Genomic DNA, 16035 nt, shown 5'->3' with positions numbered 1-16035 from the left:
GCGACGCCGTTGCCTGTCACCTGACAAAAGGAAAGGTTCGGAACCATGCTGCCGCGTACCCTCATCGCTGCGGCGGGGGTCGTGATCGCAGTCGCAACCCTTGCCCCCATTCAGACAACCTTCGGCCATGCGCTTGGCATCCAGCCCCAGCCCCGGTCGGAAACCGTTCTTCTGGTCGGTGATATCGCACCGCCCGATGTCACCCATATCGTGACGCGACCGGGGCTCTATGGGCTTTCGAACCCGCCCGCTGGCAATGTCTATGCCGTGGTGTCGGATCAGCTGGTCCGGCTGGACGCCGATACCGGAAAGATCCTGTCCCGGCTGCGCATGGTCGAGGCGGTGATCGATTAACCGTCCAGCAGGCTGATCGCGGCCTCGGTCGCGGCACCCGTCACCCGGTCGCCCGCCAACATGCGCGCGATCTCGGCCACCCGGTCGGGGCGATCCAGCGCCGTCACGGTTGAGGTGGTCATCCCGTCGGCCACGGCCTTGGCCACGCGGAAATGGTTCTGCCCCAAGGCCGCGACCTGCGGCGAATGGGTGATGACAAGCACCTGCGCGTCCTGCGCCAGCACCTGCAGCCTGCGCCCTACGGCATCGGCGGTCGCACCGCCCACGCCGCGGTCGATCTCGTCGAAGATCATGACCAGCGCATCGTTCCCGCGTGCAAGACAGACCTTCAGCGCCAGCAGAAAGCGCGACAGTTCCCCGCCCGAGGCGATCTTGTCCAGGGGGCCGGACGGCGCGCCCGGGTTCGTCGCGACCGTGAAGGCCACCGCATCACGCCCCTCGGGTCCGGGTTCGCCCGCCGTGACCAATGTGGTGAAGACCGCGCGTTCCATCTTCAGCGGGGCCAGTTCGGCCATGACCGCCGTATCCAGCTGCCCCGCCGCATTCACGCGCAGATCCGTCAACGCATCGGCCGCCTGATCATAGGCCGCATCGGCCTCGGCCGCGATGCGGCGCAGATCGGCGATCCGGCTCTCGCCCGCGTCGATCCGGGTCAGCCGTTCGCGCAGTTCGTCGGCCAGAGCGGCAAGATCGTCGGCCAGCACGTCATGCTTGCGCGCAAGTGCACGCAGGGCGAACAGGCGCTCTTCGGTCGCCTCCAGCGAATGGGGGTCGAAATCCATGGCGCTCAGCGCGTTCTCGACACCCTGCGTCGCCTCGCCCAGTTCGATCAGGGCGCGCGACAGCGCCGAAAGCGGTTCGTCCAATCGCCCCTCGGCGCGTTCAGCGGCACCTTCCAGCCAGCGTGCCGCATCGACCATCGCGCCTTCGGCACCGTCCCCGCCCAGCATCTGCAGCGCACGGGCGACATCCTCGCGGATGCGTTCGGCGCCCTGCATGCTGCGACGGGCGACGTCCAGCCGTTCCTCTTCGCCGGGTTCGGGCGCCAGCTTGTCCAGTTCCTCGACCGCGTGGCGAAGGAACTCTTCCTCGGCGCGGGCAGCTTCCAGCGCGGCCTCGGCCTCGGCCAATTGCGCATGCGCGGTGCGACGCGCAGCCCATGCCGTGCGGGCCGCGCGGGTATCGACGTCGGCGAAGGCGTCCAGCAGCCCGCGATGGCCGCGCGGGTTCAGCAATCCCCGATCGTCATGCTGGCCATACAGCTCGACCAGCACTTCGGACAGACGGCGCAGCACCTCGCCCGAGACGCGGCGGTCGTTGACCCAGCCGGTCTTGCGCCCATCCGATGCGTTGACGCGGCGCAGGATCAGCTCGTCATCCTCGACCGCGATCCCGGCTTCTGCCAGCACATCGCGTGCGGGATGCCCGAGGGGCAGATCGAACACGGCCTGAACCTCGCCCTGATCGGCACCCTTGCGGACCTGGTCCGCCCTGCCCCGCCAGCCCAGCACGAAGCCCAGGCAGTCCAGCAGGATCGACTTGCCCGCCCCGGTTTCACCGGTCAGCACGTTCAGTCCGGGCCCGAAGCTCAGCTCCAGCCGGTCGATCAGCAGCATGTCGCGAATGTCGAGCGTTCTCAGCATGGGCCCGCCCCGAACCGGCCTGATCCGGATCGGATCAGAGCCATCTTCCCTGAATGGTCTGACGATAGACATTGCCCAGCCAGCTGTCGCCACGCGCCTCGGGCGACAGGCCACGACCGCGAAGCTGGCGATACGCATCCTGGTAGAAGGGCGAGGACTGGAAGTTGTGACCCAGGATCGCGCCCGCGGTCTGGGCCTCGTCGTTCAGGCCAAGCGCCAGATAGGCCTCGACCAGACGCAGCAGCGCCTCGGGGGTCTGGGTCGTCGTCTGGAATTCCTCGACCACGACGCGGAAACGGCTGATCGCCGCCGAATAATGCCCGCGCTTGAGATAGTAGCGACCGATCTCCATCTCTTTCGCGGCAAGATGATCGAAGGCCAGGTCGAATTTCAGGATCGCGCTGCGGGCATATTCGCTGTCGGGATATTGCTCGATCACCGTGCGCAGCCCCTGCAACGCCTGGAAGGTCAGCCCCTGATCGCGGCCCACATCGTCGATCTGGTCGTAATAGGACAGCGCCAGCAGATATTGCGCATAGGCCGCTTCCTCGTCCCCCGGATAGACGTCGAGGAACCGTTGCGCCGCGCTGCGGGCCTCTTCGTAGTTCTGGGCCTTGTGATTGCCATAGGCCTGCATGATCAGCGCCCGGCGCGCCCATTCGCTGTAGGGATAGAGACGCTCGATCTCGGAGAAGTAGTAGACGGCATCCTCGGGATCGCCGCTGTTCTCCAGTTCGTATTCCCCGCGCTGATAGATCTCGGCGGCGGTGAACTGGTCGAGGTTCTGGCGCAGTGCAGCCTCACGATTGGCCGCGCAACCCGTCAGAACCATTCCGGCCAGCACCGCAGCCACCATCGAAGCCGAGATATTCCTGCCAGCCATCTTCACCCTGCCCAAGCTTCTGTTCCGCCCCGGCCCGAAGGGCCGACGCCGCCGCGACGTCCTAGCACAGAACAACAGGGGGCGCAAAATGGCAATGTATTGATTTCGGCGGGCCTTTCACGTCGGCGGCAAGGCCCGATGGGGGCGGCGCAGAATCACTGCGCCGCGTTCCTCATTCCGCCGCGATGGGCATGGGATGCGCAAGCCCGGCCAGCTGGCCATAGTCCGCGACACCCGCACCAGGCAGACGCGCCTCGAGGTCGGTATCCACCTCGGCCCAAGTCCAGGCGGTGGGGTCGGCGAACAGTGCGCGCAGCAGGCGGTTCGTCATCGCGTGCCCCGCACGGTGCCCGGTATAGCGGGCCAGAAGCGGCGCCCCCGCCAATGCCAGATCGCCCATCGCGTCCAGCATCTTGTGGCGCACGGCCTCGTCCCGGTGGCGCAGACCGCCCGGCGACAGCACGTCCGCACCATCGACGACGACCGCGTTCATGTAGGTCCCGCCCAGGGCCAGTCCGTTCTGGCGCATCACCTCGATATCCGAGGCGCGGCAGAAGGTGCGGCTGTCGGCCAATTCGCGCAGAAACGCGCCGTTGGCCATGTCCAGCACCTTTTCCTGGTGACCGATGGCGGCATCGGCAAAATCGATCTGGAAGTCGATCTCCAGGTGATCGGCCGGCGTCAGGCGGGCAAAGGCATCGCCATGGCGAACCTCGACCGGGCGCAGGACACGGATCGCGCGCAGCTTGGCGTTCTGCTGACGCAGACCGACGGCAAGGATCTCGGCGACGAAAGGCGCGGCAGATCCGTCGAGGATCGGAACCTCGGGGCCGTCGACGGTGACGACGGCATTGTTCACGCCCGTTCCGGCCAGCGCCGCCATGACATGTTCGACGGTGGACAGGGTCACGCCCCGGCCATTGTCCATCAGCGTGCAAAGCGGCGAGAGCGTGACGTTGTTCCACATGGCCGCAATCTCGACCACGGGATCCAGATCCACGCGCTGGAAGACGATCCCATGCCCTGCGGGGGCGGGATGAATCTCGAGGCGTGCGGGTGCGCCCGAGTGAAGGCCCACACCGTCGAATGCCACTTTGTCTTTCAGCGTCGTCTGCATGGTCTGCCCGTCTTCGCTATGCTTCCAGTTCGTCATCATTCAGCAAGACAACGCATGCGCCCTCTTGCAGGGTTTCAGCTATGCCCCGGGGCATGGAGGTTCAATTAACGTTTTGTGACGGGGTGAAACATTCAAAGGCCTGCGCCCTGCGTCCCCAAGGGGGATTGGCCTAGCCGCTTGCAATACAACGGAAAAAGGGCCGCGTTCTGCGGCCCTTCTTCGAAACATGATGCTGTTATTCGTGAACGCGTCAGTTCGCCTGACGACGAAGGAACGCCGGGATTTCGACATTGTCGCCGCTGTTGTCAGGGCTTGCCAGATCGTCGAAATCGCTTTCCTGCTGGCGCGCACGGACGGCCACACGCTCGTTCACACGTTCGGCGATTGAGGATGCGGCGGGCTTGGACTGCTCTCCGTGACCGGCCATCCGTTCCAGCATGCGGCCAAGGCCGCTCATGCGGTTCTGCGCACGGGGATCGGGCTGCTGAGGCTGCGCCTGGGCGGCGGCATTCTGCTGGCTGCGGTTGTCCACGGCGCGGCGCAGGCGGTCCATCACCTCGGGGGCGGGCTGACCGGCACGGGCCTGGGGCGCACGGGGTGCAACGAAGGCCGAGGCGTCGTCGTCGATCCGAACCGAGTTCTGGCGCGGCGCTTCCTTCGGCTGATAGGCCGGCTTCGGCATGTCGTCTTCGGTCCGCGCGGTGGCCTGCTGGGGTGCGGGCGTCGGGGTCTGCGCGGCGGGCGCGGGCTGCGATGCGGCTGCCTGCTGGCTGCGGACGGTCGCGCGATCCTCGACGACCGGGGCATCCGCGATCGAGGGGTTCTGCGTCAGGGGCGCGGCCATGCCGCGACGCGGGGTCGGCATTTCGGCCGGTGCGGAATCCGCGTCGATGCCGGTCGCCACGACCGAAACGCGGATGGTGCCGTCCATGTCCGGGTCCAGGGTCGAACCGACGATGATGTTGGCGTCGCTGTCCACCTTGTCGCGGATGACGTTCGCGGCCTCGTCCAGCTCGAACAGGGTCATGTCGTAACCGCCGGTGATGTTGATCAGCACGCCCTTGGCGCCGTTCAGGCTGATCTCGTCCAGCAGCGGGTTGGCGATCGCGCGCTCGGCGGCTTCCTGCGCGCGGTTGTCGCCCGCAGCCTCGCCGGTGCCCATCATGGCCTTGCCCATCTCGTCCATGACCGCACGAACGTCGGCAAAGTCGAGGTTGATGAGACCCGGACGGACCATCAGGTCGGTCACGCCCTTCACGCCCTGATAGAGCACGTCGTCGGCCATCGCGAAGGCCTCGGTGAAGGTGGTCTTCTCGTTCGCAAGGCGGAACAGGTTCTGGTTCGGAATGATGATCAGCGTGTCCACGACCTTCTGGAGCGCCTCGACGCCCTCTTCGGCCTGGCGCATCCGCTTGGTGCCCTCGAACTGGAAGGGCTTGGTCACGACGCCGACGGTCAGAATGCCCATCTCGCGCGCGGCCTGCGCGATGATCGGGGCCGCGCCGGTGCCGGTGCCGCCGCCCATGCCCGCGGTGATGAAGCACATATGCGCGCCCATCAGGTGATCGACGATATCCTCGATCGTCTCCTCGGCGGCCTTGGCACCGATGGTGGGCTTCGCGCCCGCGCCCAGGCCCTCAGTGACCTTCGGACCCATCTGGATGCGGCTGGTGGCGCTGTTCTGCTGCAGCGCCTGCGCATCGGTGTTGGCAACCACGAACTCGACGCCTTCCAGCATCTTCTCGATCATGTTGTTGACGGCGTTGCCACCCGCGCCGCCGACGCCGAAGACGGTGATGCGGGGCTTCAACTCTTCTTCGTCGTTCATCATCAGATTGAGGTTCATGGTTCCGCCTGTTTTTTGCTGCTTCGCATTCGGGCGCGGGCTGCCCGCTCGAATCCCGTGAATTATTCTTGATCGTAGCGATTCTGCCACGCTGCGTCATCCCAAAAAGCCGGAAGCTCCGCAAAATCTGGCGATGAAAGCCCGCAAAACAAGCGGTATCTTGCCAAAGGCGCAGGATATGGTGCAGAGCCCTGCACCAATCGCTAACGAATGGTTTTCGCGCTTACCAGTTGCTCTTGAACCAGCGATATGCGCGCTTGAAACTGCGTGCCGGATAGGCGTCGGCGGGGGTCTCGAAATCCCACCATTCGTCCTGCGGATGGGCCGCGAACAGCGCCAGCCCGACGGCCGAGGAGAAGCTGGGATCGGTCAGCTGATGGGACAGCCCGTCGATCCGCAGGGGCCGCCCGCAGCGGATGTTCGGCCCCAGGATGCGCGATGCCAGCCCGTCCAGCCCGGGGATCTGGCTGCCGCCGCCCGTCAGCACCATCTGCTGGCTGGGCATGTAGTCGAAGCCTGCCGCGTCCAGGATCTCGCGCACGCCTTCCAGGATCTCCTCGACCCTCGGGCGCATGATCGCGATGACATCGGCACGGCTGACCTGACGGCGGTCGGCCTCCCAGTCGCCCGTGTCGCCGCCGATGTCGATCATGTCGCGATCGTCGCGTCCCGTCGCCTCGACCCCGCCGCTGAGCGTCTTGAGCCGTTCCGCCACGGGCAGGCTGACCCGCAGCCCCTGCGCGATGTCCTGCGTGATCAGGTTGCCGCCGATCGGCACGTGGTCCGAGAAGATCATGTGCTTGCGCACGAAGATCGACACGCCGGTCCCGCCACCGCCGAAATCGATGCAGGCCGCGCCCAGCTCCTGCTCATCCTCGACAAGGCTGGCGCGGGCCGAGGCATAGGGGGCCGAGGCGATCCCCGCCAGTTCCAGGTCGCAGCGGCGGATGCAGTGGACCAGGTTGCCGATGACATCGCCGTCCACGGTCAGCACATGCATGTCGCAGAACAGCTTGTTGCCCAGGTGTTCGCGCGGATCGGCCAGGCCCGAACGGTTGTCCACGGCAAAGTTCACGGGCTGCGCATGCAGAACCTCTCGGCCGCGCCCGAAATCGGGAACGTCGCAGGCGGCCAGCACCTTGGCCACGTCGTGATCGTCCACCTTGCCCTGGGCCAGCGGCGTCTCGCCCGCCAGACCGTAAGAGGCCGGACGCCCGCCCGACAGGCAGGCGATGACATGGTCGATCCGCACGCCCGCCAGCTTCTGCGCGGCGGCGACGACGGTGCGGATCGCGCGCTCGGTCTCGGCCATGGTCTCGATCTCGCCGCGGCGCATGCCGCGCGAACGGGTCGAGGCCGCGCCGATGACGCGGAAATTCACCTGCCCCGCCATGGGACCGACGCCGTCCGTTTCGCGGAAGGTGCCGGTGCCGTCGAAGCGCAGCACCAGGCAGGCGATTTTCGACGTGCCGATATCCAGGATGCCGATGACGCCCCGCTGAAGCGCGGCGCGGCGCATGTTCCGCATCGCCCGCTGTGTCTGGTACAGTTCCGCCATGATCCGACCCCTCCCCTCGCCTCAGCTTTCGTTGTCTTGCAGGATGCGCCCGTCGGGCCCCAGGGGGGGCTGACCACGGGCGGTCCTGATCGTGTTTCGCGCATCGATTCCCAGCCGCAGCACGGGCCGCTTCGGATCGCGCAGATCGACGACCGTGATGTCGCGGCTCAGCAGATCCTCGGACCGGTGCATGGCGATCGCGGCCTCGAGCGCGACAAGCGCGCCCTGCGCGGGCAGCATGATCCGCTGATCATGGTCCAGCACCAGATCCCAACGGCGTTCCCCCACCCGGACAAGGCCACGGACGCGCGGCAGGATCGGACCCGCCGCATCGAACAGCTGCAGCGCCTCGGCGGTGGCCTGTTCGGCCCCGTCGCCCGAAACCAGCGGCAGATCGGGGCGCACCTCCCGCGAGGTGACGCCCGCGACGCGGTGCCCGCCATCGTCCAGCATCTCGATTCCGCGGGCGTGCCGCCACAGCAGCGCGGGCTGGCGTTCGGTCACCACGGCCGACAGGATGCCGCCCGGCTTCACGCGCAGGTCGATCGTGTCCACGGCGTCCAGCTGCATCACCTGCAGGCGCAGCGCGGCCAGATCGATATCGAAGCTGGAGGCCGGCAGATCGACCGGCAACATCGCCTTGAGCGCGCGCGCGACCACCGGGGACGCGCCTTCGACCTGCATCTCGCGCACTTGGAATTCGTCGCGGTTCTGAACGCTGTCCACGGCACGGGCGATGTTGTCGGTCAACGCGGTCCGCCGCGTCTCGTCCGCCAGCCACAGACCGCCGATCAGGGCTGCCAGAAAGGCCGGCAGCCCGATCCGTGCAATCCGACGCCACAGCGGGCGCAGCCACATGCGCTGCAGACGGTATTTCAGGCGTGACGGTGCGGGGTCGCGTCGCGGGCGCGACGTATCATGGGTCTGCTGCTTTCCGGGGCGGTGATCGATCACGACCGGCACAGCGCATCCTCCACCATCCAGCGCATCAGCGCGGGGAAATCGATCCCCTGATGCGCGGCCTGTTCGGGCGCAAGCGATGTCGGCGTCATGCCGGGCTGGGTATTCACCTCGAGGATGATGAGCCCGTCCACGCCCCGCGCCTCGTCCCACCGGAAATCGGTGCGCGACAGCCCGCGACAACCAAGCGCCTGATGCGCACGCAGCGCCATCTGCAGGCAGGCCTCGCGGATCTCGGCGGGAATCTCGGCGGGGATCACGTGGCGCGATCCGCCGACGGTATATTTCGCGGCGTAGTCGTACCAGCCGTCGACCTGGATCTCGGTCACGTCCAGGGCGCGGTCGCCCATGACCGTGGTCGTCAGTTCGCGGCCCGGGGCATAGGTCTCGACCATCACGCGGGCCGGCATGTCGGACGACAGCTGCGGGGGTTCGTTCGCGCCGTCATGCACGATATAGACCCCGACCGAGCTTCCCTCGTCATTCGGCTTCACGACATAGGGCGGCGCGATGACGTGACGGGCGCGAACGTCGTCCGCATCGGCGATCACGCTTTCGACGACAGGCAGACCGGCGGCGCGGAAGGTGGCCTTGGCGCGCGTCTTGTCCATCGCCAGCGCGGATGCCAGCACGCCCGAATGCGTATAGGGCAGCCCCATCCATTCCAGAACGCCCTGGACGCAGCCATCCTCGCCCCAACGGCCATGCAGTGCGTTGAAGACGACGTCGGGGGCGACCTCGGTCAGGCGGCGGACAAGCTCGTCGCCGCGCGAATCGCCCAACGCGATCTCGATGACTTCATATCCTGCCACCCGCAGTGCAGCCGCGCATTCGCGGCCCGACGACAACGAGACCTCGCGCTCGGCCGAAGGTCCGCCCATCAGAACGGCCACTGTGGGGGCTGTCCTGCTCGACCTGCCCGTCACGTTTTGCCTTTCATCCCCGTTTTGGCCGGGGTTCATGAAGAAGGTGCCGGGATGCTTCGCCCCCGTGCATGCGCAAGGATACAGCCAAAGCCGCCCGCGCAAAAGCGCAATTTTCCGTTGTCAAATAGAATGTTGCGAGGTTTCGCCGGTTAACCCGATCTTAATCTTCCTCGGGGGTGGGTTCGCCGATGCGAACGACCTCCCATTGCAGCTCGTGGCCGCTCTCCTCCAGCACGCGCCTGCGGACCAGTTCGCCAAGCGCCTCGAGATCCGCCGCCGTCGCGCCGCCGGTATTGATTAGGAAGTTCGGGTGCTTCTGCGACATCTGCGCGCCGCCCCAGCTGTGTCCCCGCAGACCCGCCTGATCGATCAGCGCCCATGCCTTCAGTTCGTGCGTGTCGTCGGCCTGCCCGGTCGAGCTGTATCCGGCGGGATTGCGGAAGGTCGAACCGGCGCTGCGCTCCTTGGTGGGCTGGGTCGCATCGCGCCGGTCCAGCTGCTCGGCCATGCGGGCATGCAGCGCATCCGGGTCACCCTTGGGCGCGCGCATCGTGACGCTGGTGATGACGCTGCCCTCGGGCAGGTCGGAATGGCGATAGCCGAAGTTCAGATCGCCCGCACTCAGCGTGATCTTGCGACCCTCGCGCGTCACGACCCGCCCCTCGATCAGGTGATCGGCCATATAGGTGCCATAGCAGCCCGCGTTCATGCGAACCGCGCCCCCGATGCTGCCGGGGATCGTGCGCAGGAAGGTCAGATCCAGCCCCGCATCGGCCGCCCGCCGTGCGACCTGCGCATCCAGCGATGCCGCGCCGACCGTCAGGACATCGCCATCCACCTCGACCCCGTTGAAGGCGCGACCCAAGCGGACCACCACGCCCCGGATCCCACCATCGCGCACGATCAGGTTGCTGCCGACGCCCATCGCGAAGACCGGAACGGCAGGATCGAGTGCGGCCAGAAACTCGGCCAGGTCATCCTCGTCCGCGGGTTGGAACAGCCATTCGGCAGGGCCGCCCACGCGCAGCCAGGTCAGGCTGTCCAGCGAACGGTTGGCAATGAGGCTGCCGCGGGGGGTCGGAATGTCGGTGCTCATGCAGGTCTGGTAGCCACGGGGGGCGCAGCCGTCAACAGCGCGCCCGGGGTTACAGGATGAAGGTGGTCGCCGCGGACACAGTTGCCGTCAAGAGCGCCAGCAAGGTCAGCCCACCGGCACGGCTGCGCCAGCGCAGGCGGTGCCGAAAGGCGAAGGCCAGCCCCAGGCCTGTCGCCACACCCAGAAGCGCAGGGGACAGGGTGAAGGCCTGCGCGGTCACCGCGGCCAGGTCGTGAAATCCGTCCCGCCCCTGCGCGGCCAGGCGCAGTTGCAGCGCGATGGCTGCCAGCAGCAGCGACAGGATCAGCAGCGGCCAGATCATGCGCAGCCGGGCCGAGCCCCAGGCGATGAAGCCCGCGCCCAGCAGGCAGCATGCCGCGATGATCCAGGGCATCTCGATGGTCACTGGCTTGCGCCCGGCGGCATGGCGGGCGGATGGCCGCCGGACCGCGGACAGGCGCAAAGCGCAAGCGCCCCCACCGCGAAACCCGCGACCCCCAGCCCCGGCCCCCAGAGAAGCGTCAGCCAGCCAAGCGCCGGAACGCCGCCCAGCACGACCAGCCAGGACAGGCGACGGCGCATCCGCCCCTCGGTCCAGGGCAGCGCGATCGCGACGGCAAGGAACAGCCCCGCCGCCATCAGCGCCAGTCCCGGCGCCGAGAGATGTTGGACCAGCGTCACGCGGCCTTGCCTTGCAGCCTGCCCGGAAGCGCGTTCGCCCAGGCCGAGATGGTCCCCGCACCCAGGCAGACGACCATGTCGCCCGGACGGGCCTGTTCGCGGACCAGCCGTTCCAGGTCATCCTCGGACAGGATGGCGCGCGCATGGCGATGGCCGTGGGCGATCAGCCCCGCCACCAGATCGTCGCGGCCCGCACCGGGGATCGGGTCCTCTCCGGCGGCATAGACATCGCCGATGGCCACGACATCGGCCTCGTTGAAGCAGGTGCAGAAATCGTCGAACAGGCTGGACAGCCGCGAGAAGCGGTGCGGCTGATGGACCGCGATCACGCGCCCCTTGGTCGCCTGACGGGCGGCCTTCAGCACCGCCGCGATCTCGACCGGGTGATGGCCGTAATCGTCAATGATGGTCACGCCATCGACCTCGCCCACGCGGGTGAAGCGGCGCCCGACACCGCCGAACTTGGCCAGCGCGTCGCGGATCTCGGATTTCTTGATCCCCAGATGCCGCGCCACGGCGACGGCCGCCAGGCAGTTCGACACGTTGTGATCGCCCGGCATCGGCAGGGTGCAGCCCTCGATCAGGGGGATGTCGTCGCCCGTCGCCTCGCCCTGCAGCGCGATGTCGAAATGCGCGATGCCGTTCTCATAGGTCAGGTTCAGCGCGCGCACATCGGCCTGCGCGTTGAAGCCGAAGGTCACCACGCGCCGGTCGGTCAGGCGCCCGACAAGGGCCTGCACCTCGGGGTGGTCGGTGCAGCAGACGGCCAGACCGTAGAAGGGAATGCCCGATGCGAAATTGTAGAAGCCCTGCCGCAGCGCGTCGAAGCTGCCCCAATGCTCCATATGCTCGGGGTCGATATTGGTGACGATGGCGATATCGGCGGGCAGGCGGTTGAAGCTGCCATCGCTCTCGTCGGCCTCGACCACCATCCATTCGCCGGCCCCTGCCCGCGCGTTAGATCCATAGGCGTGGATCACGCCGCCATTGATGACGGTGGGATCGACGCCGCCCGCATCCAGCAGCGTGGCGACCATGGTCGTGGTCGTCGTCTTGCCATGGGTGCCCGCGATGGCGATGTTCGACTTCATGCGCATCAGCTCGGCCAGCATCTCGGCGCGGCGGACGATGGGCAGGCCGCGACGGCGCGCCTCCTCAAGCTCGGGGTTGCCCTTCTTGATCGCGGTCGAGATGACGATGACGCCCGCACCCTCGACGTTTTCCGCGCGCTGGCCCTCGAACACGGTCGCGCCCAACGTCTCCAGCCTGTCGGTGATCTTCGACCGCTTCAGATCGCTGCCCTGCACGCGATAGCCCAAGGTCAGCAGCACTTCGGCGATGCCCGACATGCCGATGCCGCCAATGCCCACGAAATGGATCGGGCCCAGTTCTCCGGGCAGTTTTGTCGCCGCGTTCATCGCAGAATCTCCGTCACGAGGTCGTAGAGGCGCCGTGCCGCGTCGGGCCGGGCCAGGGACAGCGCGGCATCGGCCATGGCCTGTGCCTGCGCAGGGTCGGTAAGGATCGCGCGGATGTCGCGCGTGAGGCCTTCGGCGTCAAGCACCGACTCGGGGTGGATCAGCGCGGCCCCGGCCTCGGCAAGGGATTGCGCATTGGCCGTCTGGTGATCCCCCGCCGCCGCGGCGAAGGGGATCAGGATCGAGGGTCGTCCGATGACCGTGATGTCGGCCAATGACGATGCGCCCGATCTGCTGACGACCAGCTGCGCCGCCGCGATCCGTTCGGGAACATCCGCGAAGAAGGGCTGCACCTCGGCGCGGATGCCCGCCCGATCATAGGCGGCTGCCACCCGCTCGGCATCCTCGGCCCGCGCCTGGTGGCTGACGTTCAGGCGATGGCGGATATCTTCGGGCAACGCCGCCACGGCTGCGGGGACCACATCCGACAGGACGCGTGCGCCTTGGCTGCCGCCGATCACCAGAAGGTTCAGCGCCCCCTGCCCCGGCGCGGCATAAGGTGCCGCCGCATGATCCAGGACCGATTCGCGCACCGGGTTGCCGACATGTTCGCCCGCGACGCCATCGGGCAGATCCGTGGGCCATGTCCCGCAGGCCACGCGCTGGACGCGGCCCGCGAAGATGCGGTTCACGCGGCCCATGATGCCGTTCTGTTCATGGATCATGCGGGGCACGCCCATGGTCAGCGCCGCCGACATGGCCGGGATGGTGGGATAGCCGCCAAACCCCACGACCACGTCGGGCCGGTCGGCGCGGAACCCGCGCCGCGCGGCCATGACGCCCGACAGGATGCGGAAGGGCGCGGACAGCTTGCCCATGGCCCCGCCGCGTGCGGTGGTGGCCGAACTGACGACCTGCCGCTCGACCGCTTCGGGGAAATTGCCGGCATAGCGGGCGCCGCGCGTGTCGGTCGACAGCTTCACGCGCCAGCCCTCGGCCAGCATCAGTTCGGCCAGCGACTGCGCGGGAAACATGTGGCCGCCGGTCCCCCCGGCAGCGATGAGTGCGAGCTTGCCTGTCATCTCAGTGCCTCCGACGGAGGATTTCGGCGAATTCGCCCTGCGGACGGGTGCGCGTCAGCGCCAGCAGCATGCCCATCGCGATCCCCGATGCGATGACCGATGAACCGCCATAGCTGACGAAGGGCAGCGTCATGCCCTTGGCGGGCAGCAGGCGCACGGCCACGCCCATGTTGATCAGCGCCTGCACGCCAAAGGCGCAGGCCAGGCCCGTTCCCGCGATCCGCGCGAAGGGGTCGCGTTCCTTGATCATCCGCAGCAGCGAACGCGTGACGATGATGGTATAGAGCGTGATGATCGCCATCACCATGATGAAGCCGTATTCCTCGGCCGCGACGGCGATGATGAAGTCGGTATGCGCATCGGGCAGCGACCATTTCACCGACCCCTCGCCCACGCCGACGCCGAAGAACCCACCCTCCTGGATGGCATTCGTCGCGTATCCGATCTGCGTGCGGGGATCGACATCGGGCTGCAGGAAGCCGTTGATGCGGCGCGCGAAATGTTCGGACGCGCCATAGGCGAAGACCCCGCCCATCATGGCCATGCCCGCAACGCTCAGCAGCAGGATCATCGGTGCCCCCGCCACGAAATACATCACCAGCCAGGAAAACAGCACCAGCGAGGCCTGCCCGAAATCGGGCTGCGATGCCAGGAACAGCACCACCGCGACAAGCGTCCCGAAACTGTAGAGCTTGCCCGGCGGGCCGCCGACATCCTGGCTGGCGGCCATGAACCAGGCGCAGATGGCGACGAAGCCGGGCTTGAGGAATTCGGACGGCTGGATCGACACGAACCCGAGCGACAGCCAGCGCGTGGCACCCTTGCCGAAATCGGTGCCAATGAAGGGCAACGCCACGATCAGCAGGAAGGACACCGCGAAGCCCAGCACCCCGATCCTGCGGATCTGGCGCGGCGACATCATGGATATGACCAGCATCACCACGACCGCCAACCCGCCGAAGATCATCTGGCGCTGAACATAGTAGAAACGCGGAAGATTGTTCTTTTCCGCCAGGGGCACGGATGCCGCCAGGCCCAGAAGAAGGCCCATCGCGAACAGCCCGATCACGCAGGCCAGGGCCCACTTGTCGAGCGTCCGCCACCAGCGTGGAAGAATGGGATCGCCCGCCCGCGCGGGCGTGGCGCCAAAGACCATCTCGGTCATGGGAATACCGCCGTCACTGCCTCTGTCCTGCCCGGTTGATCCGGGTCTGCCGCAGATGATAGCGCGATTGTGCCCCCGCCGCTACAGTCGATTGAAAAAATGAAGGATGCGCCGCATTTTTTCGAAACTGGTCCTCAGCCCAGCATGGCAAGGCCGGGGAAGGTCTCGAGCAGCCAGAAGCTGATCGCCGACAGCGCCCCCGTCAGCAGCATGATGCCGACGACGATCAGCAGCGCGCCCATCACCCGCTCGATCACCTTCAGCCAGGGCTTGATGCGATTCATCAGGCCGATGGCGCGGTTGATGAAGATGGCGGCCAGCAGGAAGGGAATCCCCAGCCCAAGCGCGTAGATCGCCAGAAGGGCGGTGCCGCGCGACAGTTCTCCGCCGGATGCGGCAAGGGACAGGATCATCCCCAGCTGCGGCCCGATGCAGGGGGTCCAGCCGAATGCGAAGGCAAGACCCAGCACATAGGCCCCGAGCGCGCCGCCCTGCCCTGCGCCCGTCTGCATCCGGGCCTCCTGATCCAGCAGCGGGATGCGGATCACATGCAGGAAATGCAGGCCCATGATGATCACCATCACGCCCGCACCGCGCGCCAGCCAGTCCTGATAGGACAGGAATGCCCGCCCGAAGGCCGAAGCTGCAAAGCCCATCACCAGGAACACGGTGGACAGTCCCAGCACGAAAAACAGCGCCGGCAGCACCGCGCTGCGTTCCCGCGTCTTCAGGCCGTTCACCCCCACCCCGGTCATGTAGGCCAGATAGGGCGGCACAATCGGCAGCACGCAGGGCGACAGGAAGGACAGCACACCGGCCAGAAGCGCGACGAAGGCTGCGGGGATGAAGGCGGCGGTGGCGAGTTCGATTCCAAGCATGTCCGCAACTTAGCGGCCCGGTCGGGGAAAGATAGCCGTCACCCTGTCACGGCTTCGTGGGATGAAACGGCATCCCGACCATGAAGAAGGGGGCGCAGGTTTCCCCGCGCCCCCTTCCGTATCGATTTTCGGCCCCTGCCGCCTTACCGGGCCCACCAGCCGCGACGGCGCGGCTTGGCCTCGACCGCAGCCTCGGGCTGGTTCGCAGCTGCAGGCGTTTCGGGCTTGGCGGGCACGGATTTCGGTGCTTCGGCCTGCGGTGCTTCGACCTCTGGCACATCGGCTTCCGATGCCTCGGGCGCGGCCTTTTCCTGCACGGCCAGCTCTCCGTCTTCCGTGGTCATCGCATCGGAAGGCAGCACCTCGGCGGCGATGGCCGCAGGGGCCGCAACCTCGGTCACGGCGGGCGCGGGCGCCGCATCGGCGGG

The 16035-nt window shown here is 67.1% G+C and carries 15 protein-coding genes and 1 pseudogene; 1 reads left to right on the top strand and 15 read right to left on the bottom strand.

The genetic code is table 11. From position 1 onward, the window contains the following. Nucleotides 1-45: 45 nt before the first annotated feature. Nucleotides 46-354, top strand: coding sequence for a hypothetical protein (locus tag KO490_RS15400; RefSeq protein WP_216020309.1), 309 nt, complete (start codon nt 46-48; stop codon nt 352-354). On the opposite strand, the gene recN is transcribed toward KO490_RS15400, so the two are convergent. From recN to KO490_RS16505, 15 genes and pseudogenes are all read right to left on the bottom strand, one after another. Beyond that, on the bottom strand, nt 351-1997 hold the full coding sequence (gene recN, locus KO490_RS15395) for a DNA repair protein RecN (protein ID WP_216020308.1): 1647 nt from the start codon (nt 1995-1997) through the stop codon (nt 351-353). The genes KO490_RS15400 and recN overlap by 4 nt on opposite strands. A 34-nt stretch (nt 1998-2031) precedes the next feature. Beyond that, nucleotides 2032-2880, bottom strand: a complete 849-nt coding sequence (locus KO490_RS15390; protein ID WP_216020307.1) for an outer membrane protein assembly factor BamD — start codon at nt 2878-2880, stop codon at nt 2032-2034. A 172-nt stretch (nt 2881-3052) separates the two neighbouring features. Further along, entirely contained in the window at nt 3053-3997 is a 945-nt protein-coding gene (lpxC, locus tag KO490_RS15385; RefSeq protein ID WP_216020306.1) for a UDP-3-O-acyl-N-acetylglucosamine deacetylase, read from the bottom strand. 250 nt (nt 3998-4247) lie between these two features. Further along, a complete protein-coding gene (ftsZ, locus tag KO490_RS15380; RefSeq protein ID WP_216020305.1) occupies nt 4248-5843 on the bottom strand; it encodes a cell division protein FtsZ in 1596 nt (531 codons plus the stop codon). A 223-nt stretch (nt 5844-6066) separates the two neighbouring features. Further along, the gene (ftsA, locus tag KO490_RS15375) at nt 6067-7401 is read right to left on the bottom strand and encodes a cell division protein FtsA (protein WP_216020304.1); all 1335 of its coding nucleotides are present in this window, start codon (nt 7399-7401) and stop codon (nt 6067-6069) included. Nucleotides 7402-7422: 21 nt separating this feature from the next. Beyond that, entirely contained in the window at nt 7423-8364 is a 942-nt protein-coding gene (locus KO490_RS15370; protein ID WP_303463004.1) for a cell division protein FtsQ/DivIB, read from the bottom strand. Continuing rightward, complete coding sequence (locus tag KO490_RS15365; RefSeq protein WP_252727240.1) at nt 8352-9242, bottom strand: D-alanine--D-alanine ligase; 891 nt, start codon at nt 9240-9242, stop codon at nt 8352-8354. The genes KO490_RS15370 and KO490_RS15365 overlap by 13 nt, the downstream gene beginning before the upstream one ends. Nucleotides 9243-9447: 205 nt before the next feature. Then, complete coding sequence (murB, locus tag KO490_RS15360; protein WP_216020302.1) at nt 9448-10383, bottom strand: UDP-N-acetylmuramate dehydrogenase; 936 nt, start codon at nt 10381-10383, stop codon at nt 9448-9450. Nucleotides 10384-10432: 49 nt separating this feature from the next. Continuing rightward, nucleotides 10433-10777 carry a hypothetical protein gene (locus tag KO490_RS15355; protein ID WP_216020301.1) on the bottom strand — a complete coding sequence of 115 codons (345 nt, stop codon included), beginning with the start codon at nt 10775-10777 and terminating at the stop codon, nt 10433-10435. 8 nt (nt 10778-10785) lie between these two features. After that, nucleotides 10786-11064: a DUF2484 family protein gene (locus KO490_RS15350; protein WP_216020300.1), complete on the bottom strand. Its 279-nt coding sequence runs from the start codon at nt 11062-11064 to the stop codon at nt 10786-10788. After that, nucleotides 11061-12482, bottom strand: a complete 1422-nt coding sequence (murC, locus tag KO490_RS15345; protein ID WP_216020299.1) for a UDP-N-acetylmuramate--L-alanine ligase — start codon at nt 12480-12482, stop codon at nt 11061-11063. The genes KO490_RS15350 and murC overlap by 4 nt, the downstream gene beginning before the upstream one ends. Then, complete coding sequence (locus KO490_RS15340; RefSeq protein ID WP_216020298.1) at nt 12479-13564, bottom strand: UDP-N-acetylglucosamine--N-acetylmuramyl-(pentapeptide) pyrophosphoryl-undecaprenol N-acetylglucosamine transferase; 1086 nt, start codon at nt 13562-13564, stop codon at nt 12479-12481. Before KO490_RS15340 ends, murC begins: the two co-directional genes overlap by 4 nt. 1 nt (nt 13565) lies before the next feature. Next, entirely contained in the window at nt 13566-14729 is a 1164-nt protein-coding gene (gene ftsW / locus KO490_RS15335; protein ID WP_216020297.1) for a putative lipid II flippase FtsW, read from the bottom strand. A gap of 134 nt (nt 14730-14863) precedes the next feature. Then, nucleotides 14864-15607: a cytochrome c biogenesis CcdA family protein gene (locus KO490_RS15330; RefSeq protein ID WP_216020296.1), complete on the bottom strand. Its 744-nt coding sequence runs from the start codon at nt 15605-15607 to the stop codon at nt 14864-14866. Nucleotides 15608-15750: 143 nt separating this feature from the next. After that, nucleotides 15751-16035: pseudogene (locus KO490_RS16505) on the bottom strand (hypothetical protein); the annotation flags it as partial.

Source organism: Paracoccus sp. C2R09 (assembly GCF_018860625.1).
Lineage (GTDB): Bacteria > Pseudomonadota > Alphaproteobacteria > Rhodobacterales > Rhodobacteraceae > Paracoccus.
The sequence above is the reverse complement of the archived record's forward strand: the minus strand, read 5'-3'. Positions and strand labels throughout refer to the sequence as shown.